General features: G+C 44.7%; 16 protein-coding genes. All 16 read left to right on the top strand.

Going from position 1 to position 12,862, the window contains the following annotated elements; translation table 11 throughout:
- The first annotated feature begins 52 nt into the window (after positions 1 to 52).
- The 16 genes from Q1Q15_RS20270 (at position 53) to Q1Q15_RS20195 (ending at position 12,822) form a co-directional block, all read left to right on the top strand.
- A complete protein-coding gene (locus tag Q1Q15_RS20270) occupies positions 53 to 1,306 on the top strand; it encodes an FAD-dependent oxidoreductase (RefSeq protein ID WP_300464082.1) in 1,254 nt (417 codons plus the stop codon).
- A 142-nt stretch (positions 1,307 to 1,448) separates the two neighbouring features.
- On the top strand, positions 1,449 to 2,045 hold the full coding sequence (locus Q1Q15_RS20265) for a hypothetical protein (protein ID WP_300464081.1): 597 nt from the start codon (positions 1,449 to 1,451) through the stop codon (positions 2,043 to 2,045).
- 81 nt (positions 2,046 to 2,126) lie between these two features.
- Complete coding sequence (locus Q1Q15_RS20260; RefSeq protein WP_300464080.1) at positions 2,127 to 2,330, top strand: hypothetical protein; 204 nt, start codon at positions 2,127 to 2,129, stop codon at positions 2,328 to 2,330.
- A gap of 9 nt (positions 2,331 to 2,339) precedes the next feature.
- Entirely contained in the window at positions 2,340 to 2,612 is a 273-nt protein-coding gene (locus tag Q1Q15_RS20255) for a redoxin domain-containing protein (protein ID WP_363321022.1), read from the top strand.
- Between the two features lie 19 nt (positions 2,613 to 2,631).
- On the top strand, positions 2,632 to 3,618 hold the full coding sequence (locus Q1Q15_RS20250) for a hypothetical protein (RefSeq protein WP_300464079.1): 987 nt from the start codon (positions 2,632 to 2,634) through the stop codon (positions 3,616 to 3,618).
- A gap of 13 nt (positions 3,619 to 3,631) precedes the next feature.
- Entirely contained in the window at positions 3,632 to 4,045 is a 414-nt protein-coding gene (locus Q1Q15_RS20245) for a hypothetical protein (protein ID WP_300464077.1), read from the top strand.
- 240 nt (positions 4,046 to 4,285) lie between these two features.
- On the top strand, positions 4,286 to 4,702 hold the full coding sequence (locus Q1Q15_RS20240) for a PAS domain-containing protein (RefSeq protein ID WP_300464075.1): 417 nt from the start codon (positions 4,286 to 4,288) through the stop codon (positions 4,700 to 4,702).
- Positions 4,703 to 4,816: 114 nt separating this feature from the next.
- Positions 4,817 to 5,413, top strand: coding sequence for a CIA30 family protein (locus Q1Q15_RS20235; RefSeq protein WP_300464073.1), 597 nt, complete (start codon positions 4,817 to 4,819; stop codon positions 5,411 to 5,413).
- 217 nt (positions 5,414 to 5,630) lie between these two features.
- Positions 5,631 to 6,392 carry an SDR family oxidoreductase gene (locus Q1Q15_RS20230; protein WP_300464071.1) on the top strand — a complete coding sequence of 254 codons (762 nt, stop codon included), beginning with the start codon at positions 5,631 to 5,633 and terminating at the stop codon, positions 6,390 to 6,392.
- Between the two features lie 281 nt (positions 6,393 to 6,673).
- A complete protein-coding gene (locus tag Q1Q15_RS20225) occupies positions 6,674 to 6,976 on the top strand; it encodes a hypothetical protein (protein WP_300464069.1) in 303 nt (100 codons plus the stop codon).
- 112 nt (positions 6,977 to 7,088) lie between these two features.
- Positions 7,089 to 8,348 (top strand): NAD(P)/FAD-dependent oxidoreductase, encoded by a 1,260-nt coding sequence (locus Q1Q15_RS20220; protein ID WP_300464067.1) that lies wholly within the window; start codon positions 7,089 to 7,091, stop codon positions 8,346 to 8,348.
- Positions 8,349 to 8,410: 62 nt separating this feature from the next.
- Complete coding sequence (locus Q1Q15_RS20215) at positions 8,411 to 9,142, top strand: SDR family oxidoreductase (protein WP_300464065.1); 732 nt, start codon at positions 8,411 to 8,413, stop codon at positions 9,140 to 9,142.
- 8 nt (positions 9,143 to 9,150) lie between these two features.
- Positions 9,151 to 10,167, top strand: coding sequence for an ADP-ribosylglycohydrolase family protein (locus tag Q1Q15_RS20210; protein ID WP_300464064.1), 1,017 nt, complete (start codon positions 9,151 to 9,153; stop codon positions 10,165 to 10,167).
- Between the two features lie 202 nt (positions 10,168 to 10,369).
- The gene (locus tag Q1Q15_RS20205; RefSeq protein WP_300464062.1) at positions 10,370 to 11,734 is read left to right on the top strand and encodes a deoxyribodipyrimidine photo-lyase; all 1,365 of its coding nucleotides are present in this window, start codon (positions 10,370 to 10,372) and stop codon (positions 11,732 to 11,734) included.
- Positions 11,735 to 11,751: 17 nt separating this feature from the next.
- On the top strand, positions 11,752 to 12,303 hold the full coding sequence (locus Q1Q15_RS20200; protein ID WP_300464061.1) for a peroxiredoxin-like family protein: 552 nt from the start codon (positions 11,752 to 11,754) through the stop codon (positions 12,301 to 12,303).
- Between the two features lie 24 nt (positions 12,304 to 12,327).
- Positions 12,328 to 12,822, top strand: coding sequence for a ferritin family protein (locus Q1Q15_RS20195; RefSeq protein WP_300464059.1), 495 nt, complete (start codon positions 12,328 to 12,330; stop codon positions 12,820 to 12,822).
- Positions 12,823 to 12,862: the final 40 nt, after the last annotated feature.

The raw sequence follows: 12,862 nt of genomic DNA, 5'->3' as shown, positions 1-12,862 counted from the left end.
CCAAGTGCAGACTGTCACACGTATATTCAACTGTCATCATAAGGGAATTGGTATGAAAATTGGAATTATTGGGACCGGCATTGCCGGTTTAAGTGCGGCCTGGCTTTTCAATCGGGCTGGACACCGGGTGACACTATATGAGAAACATCATACCCTGGGCATGGACGCGCATTCAATAACCTTTGAACAGAAGGGGGTCGCCCTGCGTACGGACGTGCCCCCCCGTATTTTTAATGTCACTCAGTGGCCCAATTTACTCAATCTCTATCGTGAGGTGGGGGTAGCTTTTGACCCTATCGATCCATCACAATCTTTTTGTCTGATCGGTCAACCGAATTTTCTGAATGTGGATGTCGCCTATCAGCCTCAAGTGCCAGACGGATCTGAAATCACAGAACAGTTGAATCAAATTATGAATGATATAGCCCGACTTGCCCTTGGCGCTTCTCAGGATTTGGCTGATGGTTTATCAGCTCAAACAACCCTGGCTGATTATTTGCAGCGTCAGGATTATTCTCAAGCCTTTATCACTGATTTTCTATATCCAATACTCGCTTCAACGGTTTGTACATGTTCTTATGACAGTCTGAATGCTTACCCGGCCCCTGTAATTTTAGAGACATTACTCAACTTATTTGGATCCCAGCCCCTACTGCGAACAAAATATGGCGCGCAAGACGTTGTCAGGCGTTTAAGCCGTGGTATTGATGATATTCGGTATGGAACAGAGGTCTGTGCTTTGGAACCAACGCCGTCCGATGTGCGGTTGGAAACGACACAGGGAAAGGTAGAAACATTTGATCATCTGATTGTTGCCACTCAGGCAAATCAAGCCCTCGATATTTTATCCAACCCTTCCGAGACTGAATGCAAAATGCTCAGCTCTTTTAGCTATGACGACGTTCCCATTATAGTTCATCAGGATTCGGCCTTGATGCCTGTTAAAAGGAAAAAATGGGCTCATATCAATCTCCTCATTGCACCGGACCGGCGTGCCACAATGTGTAGTGTTTTGATGAACCGCTTTAATCCGGATTGGCAGATTGACCAACCCATTATCCAGACCATCAATCCTCTGATTGAGCCTCAGCCAGAGACTATAATCGCTCAGTATAACCTGCAACGGCCTGTCGTCAATGAACAATCATTGGCTGGCTTAGATTTATTGAAGCTGTTGCATCAGAAGGCTGGCAGGCGGATTTGGTTCTGTGGATCCTATGCTGCTGAAGGGGTGCCCCTTTTGGAAAGTGCGGTTCTTTCAGTTCTTCGAGTAGCGAATCGTTTGTTGGTTCCAATTGGCATGTGAGTAATCCAATGTCATTATGACGGATCTTGATATCGCCGGCGACAATCGGTCACGCGAAAACGTAACGATGACGGCCCCTGTATCCCAACAGAAAAAGGGGGAAAAGATAAAGATGACAGCTTTAAATACAAGGAACCCCATTATGAGCAAGAAAGATAAAAAAATCATTTTAGTCGCGCAGTGTTTAATCAATCCATATTGTCGTGTTCATGTGCTTGGACAGAATTTTCCCTTGTCACATGAATTAATGGATTATCTGATGAAATATCGGGTCGGCATTATCCAATACCTTTGCCCTGAAACTACCGCCATGGGATTACAGCGCAATCCCCAGGGCAGACAGCAATATGACAATATGTTTTTCCGTAATCATTGCAAAGATCTTCTGCAAACCCCATTTCTTATGGTTGAGGAATTCCTGAAAAATGACTATCGCCTGGTCGCCTATATTGGCCTGCGCAACAGTCCGACCTGCGGGATTCACTGGGGCAAGCACAAGGTGAACAGGTATCATACAGAATCGCCCATGCCGGTGGACACCCCCAGTACTGAAGATCCAGTACTAATGGGTATTATGGCAGAAATCCTATCTGAAAAATTTCATGCCCTGAATATGGATGTTCCCTTTCTTGAATTACCGATTCAACAGCCACCGGAATCGGAACAGCGGGCCCGGTTCTGGTTTGATTTAAAACATTTGGTGGAACCACGCAATCCTGAATATATGACAGCCGAGTGAGGAAAGGCAGGTCCCGGCATTGAAAGTTGCCGGAACCGACTTATAATTTGGACATGCAAAAACATTCCAGGAGAGATAAAAATGAAAAAATTAAGATTGCTTTTACCTTGTGCGGTCCTGCTGGGCTTTTTATTTTTTCCGGCTGTATCCTTCAGCCTTGACGTTGGCGACAAGGCCCCGTCATTTAGTGGCAAATCCACACAGGGGATGGTTTCGCTCGGCGAGTTTACCGGAAAAAAGAATGTGGTGCTGGCACTTTATTACGCAGTTTTTACACCCGTCTGAACGGATGAACTGATTGCCTTCCAGCGGGATCTGGAAGAATTTGAAAAATGGGATACCCAGGTTGTGGGTGTCAGCACGGACAGTCTTGAAGACAACAAGGAATTTGCAGGGAAAAACCACATCAGGTTTCCCCTTGTCTCTGACAAAGACAAAACAATAAAAAAACGCTATGGGTCAGGAAGGGTGACCTATTTAATTGACAAAAAAGGTATCATCCGTTTCAAGCAAAAAGGTGTTCCGGACAATCGGGCGTTTATCGATGCCTTAAAAGCGATGCCTTAAAAATAGATCGGGCAGTCAAATGAAGCATATCAACATCGGTTTTTCCATTCACCGGCCGGAAATGGTTCCTGTTATGGCCCGGATCATGGGGCAGCATGACGTGATTTTCCTGGAGGAACCCCCGGAAGTCAACTTTGAAAATATGTTGAACCGGTCGCTTGGGGTGGACGACTACCTGATGCCGTTAGATCTGGAATACCCCGAATTCAGCCGGCGCATGTGCCATCTTGAGCAGGAACTATATGCCAGGGGCAAACAATTGATCCAGGTTGAACCGTTTGTCGAGGCCCTGTTGTCCGTTCATGAATTTTTTGCACAGGGAAACACGCCCGAAGAGCTGGAACAGGACACGCTGCCGTATTTCGTTTATCTGGCGGAGCGAAACGCCACCGGCGCGCTGTTAAAATATTATCGAACCGCTGTGACCGGTCCTTTTGAAGCCACGGTTGAGGCCATCAGGCAATTTGCAAGGGCAGACGCGGCCCGGTTCCGGCTGAGAGACTCCCTGCGTGCCCAGGCGATTGCCCAGCAGACAGGGGGGTATGAGAGCATCTTTGTTGAAGCCGGTACGATTCACTATCTGTTGTGGCAGAAGCTCTGGCGCCAATTGTCAGGGTCATTCCGGGTTCAGCCGGTTTTCCTTGATCGGGTGGCATTGCAGGTACCAAATCAGCCACAGCATCTTTACAGCCCGGGCGACCAGTTGACCCTGGCCTATATCTTTCATCCCCGCCTGGCAGATGAAACGTGGGAATCACTGATGGCAGCACAATCCATTGTTTATTCCAAAATTATTCAAAAAGAAGAAAGCCGTGAGGATGCAAGGACATTCTTGCACCTTACCGATGAACGGGATTGTATCCGGATGGCCCGGACACTCAAGATCAAAGACTGTCTCCATCTTTATCCCCTCATCCGGCAGGAGGGGACTGCCGATGCCCGCCGTATCGTTTCGGCTTATACAAACACAAAACAGTCAGAAAGGGCACCTTCGCAATCTTTTTAAAAAGAGGTAAAAAATGATAAAACCTGTTAAGTTTGACGGTAAAAAAGATCTGGCACCCATTCCATTTGATGAAAAGGTCTGCCAACTGGCCTTGAAAATGAAGAAATCGGGATTGATCTGGCACCCCCATGTGGGATGTTTTGCATGGGACCCGGACGGTATTATCTCGTCTGAATCCCCGTTCCCAAACCGTGTCTACTTTGTCCTGAGCCTGCCCCGGTTTATCGATATCCTGGGAAGTGTCGGGCAGATTTCCGAAAAACTGGTCTGGCTGCCGACCTGGCATCAAGCCCGGCTGCTTTACCAAACCATGGGTATGAAAGCTGAGCAAGGCGCGTTGCTTGAATGCGACCTTCGGCGCTTTCCGGGAGATGACCTCATCCACCTTTACGGACGGCTCATCGCTGCATTGGAAGCCAAAAAATAATAATAAATCTCGTAATCTTTATTACATTTGTCACTGCCCACATTAACTCTAACAAGTTAAATTGCTTCAGTAACATGCCTGCCAAATCCCAATAAAAGCAAAAAGATGGGTTTGTGAATTTATTTTCTTTAAAAAATTGAAATAGTGATAATAATCTTTAATGATACGTATGTGTTTGAAACCCGTTCCTTTAAATTTTTTAATAGATGGCCATAATCAGACAAAAAAGGAGTCAATTTAATGGAAAATCCAAAATCAATATTTGATCTTTTTGACCATGACGATAACTATAAATTCATTATGAAACGGTTGTTGGAGCAGTCTATGGAAGAGTCCTTTAACTCAATAATCATTACAGAAGCCAGTAAAGGTTACCCGATTGTGTATGTTAATCCAGCATTCTGCGAAATGACAGGTTACGGTCCCCATGAAGTCCTGGGAAAGTCACCGTCAATGCTTCAGGGAAAAGAAACCGATCCAGCTGTTATCAAACAACTGAATGAAGATATCAGGGCCGGCAGACTGTTCCATGGAAGAGCCTTGAACTACAGGCGGGATGGCTCCGAATTTATGATGGAATGGAAAATCGTTCCTATCAATGGTAAGAATGACAGGATTAGCCATTATCTGGCTATACAAAAGGATGTCACAGACTAGTTTTATCAAAGAATCAGACAAAAGCGCGGATACCCAATTGCACTGACCTTCTTATAGATGGTCTATATAAAGTGCTCAAGATTCTTTCCTTAATAAGAAATGGAAGGCTAAATAGTGAAACCTGTCAGAATACAGTTTATATTAATGGTGGTGTCATTATTATTTTTATTGTCAGAAGCTCGGGCAAATGAAACGTATAACGTCATAAATAAAGCGGAAAAGCTTATATTTGACTTCAAGAATACAGATGAAATTAAAAATTGGCAGATCGTAAATGATGGCGTTATGGGTGGGTTATCAGAAAGTGAAATTGTCTTCCGCAACAATTTAATTATTTTTAAAGGTATTGTTTCTTTGGAAAACAATGGTGGCTTTGCATCAATGCGAACACTGCCGCGCTCATATGAGTTGGATGGATATAATGGCATTCTGCTTCGAGTAAAAGGAGATGGGAAAAAATACCAATTTCGGATAAGAACAAATGATCGTTTCGATGGTATATCGTATCGATATCAGTTTGAAACACAACCGAATACTTGGACAATAGTTAGCGTTCCCTTCCATGAGTGTGTGCCGGTGTTCAGAGGGCGTATTCTTGAAAACCTAAAGCCACTGCATCCTGAAAAAATTCAACAAATCGGATTCCTGATATCAAATAAAAAAGCTGAAAAATTCCAACTTGAAATTGATTGGATTAGATCATACAAATAGTAGCAATTGTAACAAGCGTTTTGGTATTAGGTTGAATAGGGATGGAATCGTATCAGCCAAATGCACCAACCCTTATAGAAAGATAGTTACAAATATTCAAGGCAATTTCAAGGAAGACCGGTATCAGACCACAGCAATTCAAGACAGACACAAAGCGACTGAAATGTTAAGTGATTCAATATCTCAAAACTAATCAACTCGGTAGTAAGGAGTAAGCATGTCAAAAAAATTTCCCCGCGTGGCCATTGTTACCGGCGCCACCTCAGGAATCGGCGAGGCCACGGCTAAAAAATTTATCGATTCCGGATTTGGAATTGTAGGGTCTGGGCGCAACCAATCTCGTCTGGAAATGATGGAGAAAAAATTTAAACCCAATTTTTCGGCTGTGGTCGGTGATGCAGCAGACGAAGTCGTTCTTGACCGTCTGTTTTCAATGGCCGCGGAACGGTTCGGGCAACCGGCTGATATTGTTGTGGTTAATGCCGGCCGTGGATTGGGTGGCTCTGTAAAAGACGCTGATTTATCTGAACTGGAGGAGATGATTCAGGTCAATGTGACGGCTGCATTGAAACTGATGCAATGGGCGGCCCGGAATATGGAAGACAGGCAAAAAAGCCGATTTCCAGATGCTGCAGCAGACATCGTTGTCATCGGTTCGGTGGCGGGGCGGCATGTCTCTGAATTCAGTACTGTTTACGGGGCCTCTAAAGCGGCTGTTCATGCATTGACCGAAGGACTTCGCCGGGAACTATCTTCATCCGGTGTAAGGGTCTCACTGGTAGAGCCGGGAGCTTGTTTGACCGGATTCCAGTCGAGTGCTGGATACGGCGATGACACCATTCAGACCATGGTGGAACAATTCGGCCCTCTGCTGGATGTGATAGATATTGCCAATACCATCCACTATATCATTTCCCAGCCTCCCCAGGTTCACCTGTGTAATGCAGTGGTGAGGCCCACGCGCATGAATTATCCTTAAAACGATCTTCCTATGCCGAGAAAACAGATGTAGATCAGGAACCCCAAATTGATTTTTCTTCCCCGACTTGTCGATAATCATAAGGTGAGATATCGCGTGACATTTTTCTTGATTAACCGTATTGTGATGAATCATATAATTTAAAGAGCCCTACTTCCAAAACTCTTTAACCTTTCATAAACTGAGTTGATTCAGATCTGGGTATTGAGTTTTACACTACTTTAAGTAGGATTATATGGCTAATTTATTATTTCATAAACCTGAATCATGGAGGAGAAATCATGGAAGTGAAAGATTACTGTAAAGCAATGTTGTCAGAAGTTTCCGCTTGGAAAGAAAAACTTGAAGCGATGAAAAAAGTTGCAGACACTTACGGATCTGCTGAAAAAGAAAAAATTTTACCATTAATTGGGCAACTTGATCAAGAAGTGACAGCGGCGCAGCTTCGAGTTGATCAGTTAGAGAACGAGTGCCCATCAGACTGGTCGCCCATGAAAAATGAACTTGATGACCTTTTTGGAACAGTTGGAAGCAGTGTTGACAGAGCATGGAAAGACCTTGATGCTGGAAGTGTAGGCGGATAGTCTCCATCGCCATTTTGTTAAGATGGCGCTAACTAAATGAAAGGCCCCTCAATTCATTTGGGGGGCCTTTTTTTCCAGTTCAGATCACGGAATTCTAATCTGGAGATAATTCATGGAAAAATCAAATACAGATGTGATCATTATTGGGGCAGGAATTTCCGGTTTGTCCTGCGCGAAAAGGCTTATAAAAGAAGGGATACGATTTCTGGTCCTTGAAGCCGGTCAAACCGTGGGGGGCAGGATAAAATCAGACCGTGTTGATGGGTTTATCCTTGATCACGGGTTTCAAGTTTTGCAAACCACTTATCCTGAGGCCCGCAGTCTGTTAGATTTCGATGCACTCGATTTAAAACTATTTTCACCAGGCGTTGCTGTAAGGACAAATGGACAATTGTTTTACATTTCTGATCCCATTCGAAGACCGCAGGATTTATGGGGTACGCTGACGGCACCCATTGGCACAATAACGGATCGATTGAGAATCCTAAGACTTTTTGCCGGGAATAAAATTAAAGGGTCCAAGGGCATCTTTGAATCAACGGATATGAGAACCATAGATTTTTTAAGGTCATACCCGTTTTCTGACCGCATCATCGAGCGTTTCTTCAGACCCTTCTTCGCTGGTGTCTGCCTTGATCCTGATTTAAATGCATCCAGCAGGGTTTTCAGATATCTTTTTAATATATTCGCTTCAGGAGATGCCGCGCTTCCTGCCAAAGGAATGGGCGCAATCCCGATACAGCTTTCTGAAGGTATTCCAGCAAATCAAATCCGTTTGGGTGCAAGCGTGGAATTGATTGGTGATGACGGTGTGACACTCACAAACGGCCAGAAAATTACCGGCAGAACAATTGTAATCGCAACAGAGGGACCAGAGACGCAACGATTGTTAAAACTTCCCGTCAAGTCTAATTCAAAGGGAGAGCGGTGTCTATATTTTTCTGCTGAAAAACCTCCGATTTCCAGCCCGTTTTTGATTTTGAATGGCGAAGGAAAAGGGCTCATTAACAATATTGCCATACCAACCCTGACGGCACCTTCTTATTCATCCTCTGGTAGACATCTGATTGCTGTTGTCGTGCTGGATCATCCATCAATGGACAATGAGTCATTGGAACATTCGGTTCGAAGCGAATTGCGCCAGTGGTTTGGAGACCCGGTCCGAAACTGGGAGCATATAAAAACATATCACATTGATCATGCGCTGCCGGACCAGTCTCCACCCGTATCAAATCCGGCAATGGATTCTGGCAGGGTAAGGGATGGCGTATACACCTGCGGTGAATATCAACGTATTCCCGGCATCCAATGGGCCCTGTTGTCCGGTCGGTTGACAGCAGAGCAGATAATAAACGAAAACCATTTCATGTGAGTGGGTCATATAGTGATGAGAAAAATCCATATGGCCGCTTGAAATAAAGTATAAGCGGGGTAATGATGAAACCAACTATTATTATTTATGGAGCCTCCGGTGCAATTGGATCTGCTACGGCAAAAATACTCTTTGACAAAGGCTTTCGCATTCATTTGGTCGGAAGGAACCCGGAGAAGCTTGCCGATCTGGCCAGCGATCTTAACGCCGGGATCACCATTGGAGATGTTACGGATCAAGACTTGTTCAAACGTGTGAACGATGATGCTGGAAGTGAAATCGGGGGAATTGTCTATGCCGTGGGTACCATCAACCTGGGCAGCATTCGAAAGTTCAGACAAACGGATTTTCTTCTCGATTTTAAAGTAAATGCATTAGGTGCTGCCATGGCAGTCCAGTCTGCTTTAACTAAACTTAAAAAAAATAAACACATATCATCTATTGTTCTGTTTTCGAGTGTGGCCGCTCAAAGGGGATTTTCAATGCATACGTCCATCGCTATGGCCAAAGGTGCCGTAAATGGGTTGACACGTTCGCTGGCTGCAGAGCTTTCACCTCTAATTCGAGTGAATGCAATTTCTCCCTCTATTACCCAGACCCCTCTTACTGAAAAGATCCTGTCAAACCCATCCATGGCTGAGGCGATTAAAAATAAGCATCCCTTAAACCGTCTGGGAACCCCCGAAGACATGGCCGCGCTTGCCGCATTTTTAATTTCCGAGGACGCTGGATGGATCACAGGTCAGATCATCGGGGTTGATGGGGGGCGCTCAACAATCGAAGTGAAAGGATAATAAACGTGTTGAATGAATTAACATTCCAGGACCGGGCAGCCGGCGCATTGGTTGGGCTTTTCATTGGAGATGCGCTGGCAATGCCGGTTCATTGGTACTACGATACCAACGCCTTGAAAAGAGATTACGGATTGGTCGAGGATTATGTGGCACCCCGCAACCCGCACCCCGATTCGATTCTATGGCGGTCATCGTATTCTCCACGAAATAAGCGCGTTGATATTTTGCACAACCAATCAAAATTTTGGGGCCAGCGAGGGATACATTATCATCAATTCCTGAAAGCCGGAGAAAATACCCTCAATCTAAAACTTGCCCGGGAACTGCTGCTGTTTCAACATAATCGCGCATATGATGAGCGTCTATGGTTGAATCATATGGTCACCTTTATGACCACTCCGGGCAATCATAATGATACCTATGTTGAGGAATATCTCAGACATTTTTTTACCCAATACGGTAAAGGGTGTGACGTGATGGAATGCGGTAGAAAGGATGAAAACCATATCGGCGGATTGAGTCTCATGCTGCCGCTTCTCATTGTATTGGGACAAGACAGGGAATATGCGTTAAAAACAGCTTTAAGTCATATGAACTTGACTCATGGGGGACCGGCCATGCAGTATGGCGGAAAAATTATAGCGCAGATTATCCTTGATGTGCTTCATGGGGAAACCCTTGAAAATGCCATTGCTGCCCATGGACGATACAAAGGGGGAAATGTGTCCGCAACTTCATTGGAATCTTTAATTGAATTTCCGGATCATATCGTCGTTGGAAAGCATTTTTCATCCGCCTGTTACATGGATCAGTCAATACCTGCGACCCTTTATCTGGCCTTAAAATACGGTCAGGCATCGGCGTCTGGCTTGATTGCAAACACGATGTGCGGGGGCGATAATGCTGGAAGGGGATCCGTTTTGGGGGCCCTGCTGGGTGCTGCTGGGGGGGTGAATTGCTGGCCGGGCAGATGGCGGAATGGATTGATTGATATCACCCCATATGATATTTCTAAACTGGTTTAATAAAATTTGAGTGCCGTTACACGAAAATCATATTGAAAAGGAAAGAAAAAAAAATGGAACTGAAAAATTATTTTGAAACGCAGGAAAAAACAGTTCGATCCCGGCGAGGACAGATTCCTTGTGTTTTTTGAACTTGATCGGCAGCGTCCACTGGTCGGTGATGATAATAGGAAATGATATATAAATTTATTGAGATTAAAGAATGACGATTCAAGCATCCCGCATACAGGACTTAAACCAGTTACCCCCATCTTCCGGTAGGTTTGTATTGTATTGGATGCAGCAGGCACAGCGGGCTGAGTATAATCATGCGGTAGAGTATGCCATAGAGCAGGCAAATATTCAGGGCCGACCGATCCTTGTGTTATTTGCCTTGACCGATGATTATCCGGAGGCCAACCTGAGGCATTACACCTTCATGCTGGAAGGATTAAAAGAGACAAAACAACAGCTGGCATCAAGGGGCATCCAGATGGTTGTCCGGTATGGGGATCCGGTACAGGTGGTCCTGGATCTTGGACGCAATGCATCCATGATTGTCTGCGACAGGGGATATTTGAGGCATCAAAGAGGGTGGCGGCAAAAAATTGCAAAAAAAGCCGCCTGTGCTGTTGTGCAGGTTGAAAGTGATGCGATTGTTCCAATCCAGGAGGTCTCGGACAAGGCAGAATATGCGGCGTATACGATACGTCGGAAAATAAACCGCCAGCTTGATATGTATCTGAAAGATCTGGTACCGAGAATTGTATCGCATTCATCCTTGTCTATTCCTTTAAAAGGACTTGAGCTTGATAATATTCAAACGGTATTGGATCAGCTGGATATTGACCGAAGTGTTCCGGCTGTCCCCAAATTTTTCAAGGGAGGGACATCCCAGGCAAAAGACCGGTTTAACTATTTTGTTGAAAATTGTTTCGAGCGATATGTGGCGCACCGGAATCAGCCCAAAACATTAGATGTATCCTTCATGAGCCCTTATCTTCATTTTGGTCAAGTTTCTTCTCTTTATCTGGCGCTTAAAATTAAAAGCTGCCAGGATTCGCTTGAAGAGGCCAAGGCAAGTTATCTGGAGGAATTGATTGTTCGAAGAGAGCTGGCCATGAATTTTGTCTATTTCAACCCGGCCTATGGTTCTCTGGAGTGCCTCCCGAACTGGGCCAGAAAAACCTTGGATGCCCATAAAAAAGATACCCGCACGTTTGTGTATTCAAAATCTGAGCTTGAGAACAGTCAGACACACGATATTTACTGGAATGCAGCAATGCGCGAAATGAAGGTTTCAGGCTTCATGCACAATTATATGCGGATGTATTGGGGGAAAAAAATTCTTGAGTGGAGTGAAACACCTGAAAAGGCCTGGGAAACTTTATTGGCAATCAACAATACATATTTTTTAGACGGCAGGGATCCCAATTCCCATGCAGGTGTTGGATGGATTTTCGGGCTGCATGATCGTGCCTGGTTTGAAAGACCTGTCTTTGGCAAAGTTCGCTATATGGCAGCATCTGGGTTAGAGCGAAAATGCGACATTAAAGGGTATGTCAGCAGAATAAACCAAATGATTTAAAGATAAACAGGGCAAATATGGAAACAAATAATGTATCAGTTGAAGATCTTGGAGAATTGGGTGTCCTAAATGATAGAAATGAGCATGTGAAATTATCTACCCTATGGCAGGGAACACCCGCTCTATTGGTTTTTGTCCGTCATTTTGGCTGAGTGTTCTGCCGTCAGCAGGTGGCTGAACTGGCAGAAAATTCTCAATATTTTAATGACAAAAATGTAACGCTTGCGGTCATTGGTTCAGGTGACCCCCGTCATTTTGAAACGTTTAAAAAAACAACCGGATATGGCGGCCTTCTTTTTTCTGACCCTTCTCTGGCAGCTTTCTCTCTTTTAGGCTTTTCAAAGGGGCTGGCAGGTTTTATGAGCATCAGTTCTGTCTTCAAGGCGGCATCTGCACTGAAAAAAGGCCATCGACAGGGGTCAGTTCAAGGCAGCGCCATGCAGTTGGGGGGGGCGATTTTGATTGACGTATCAGGTGCTGTCTGCTATTTTTTTTCTGGTAAAAAAGCAGGGGACCATCCTAAAATAAATGAATTGATCAGCGCTGTTGATAATTTGCAGCCGTTGTGACTCAGGCACGAAAGGAGAGCAAATATGTCATACGACTTTAATGCTGGTGAAGTATTTGAAATGGCCGTTCAAATAGAGAAAAACGGTGCTGCATTTTACAGGAAAGCAGCTTCTCTTCAGGAGAATAAGGCGAACAAAGAGTTCCTTGAATCGATTGCCCGTATGGAAGACAGACATCAATCAGGGTTTGAAGAAATGAAAGTTGCCGTGTCTGACATGGAAAAATCACAGACGGTATTTGATCCCCAAGAAGAGTTGGTCTCGTATTTGAAAGCCATGGCGGATGCGCATGGGGGTGAGGGGAACCCGGATGTGGCCGACCAATTAACCGGTGAAGAAACAATGGCTCAGGTCATTGAAACAGCCATTGGGTTAGAAAAAGAATCCATCCTGTTTTATATCGGTCTCAAAGATATTGTTCCTGCCAAGCTGGGACGGTCAAAGATAGATGAGATTATTGAAGAGGAAAAAAAACATGTCGCCCAATTGAGCGGTTTTCTGAAAAAAGCTCAAAAATAACAGATCGATAAAAACCAACTTGGCAGGCATTTGGCATACC

The sequence above is a fragment of the Desulfobacula sp. genome (assembly GCF_030145145.1).
Taxonomy (GTDB): domain Bacteria; phylum Desulfobacterota; class Desulfobacteria; order Desulfobacterales; family Desulfobacteraceae; genus Desulfobacula.
The sequence above is the reverse complement of the archived record's forward strand: the minus strand, read 5'-3'. Positions and strand labels throughout refer to the sequence as shown.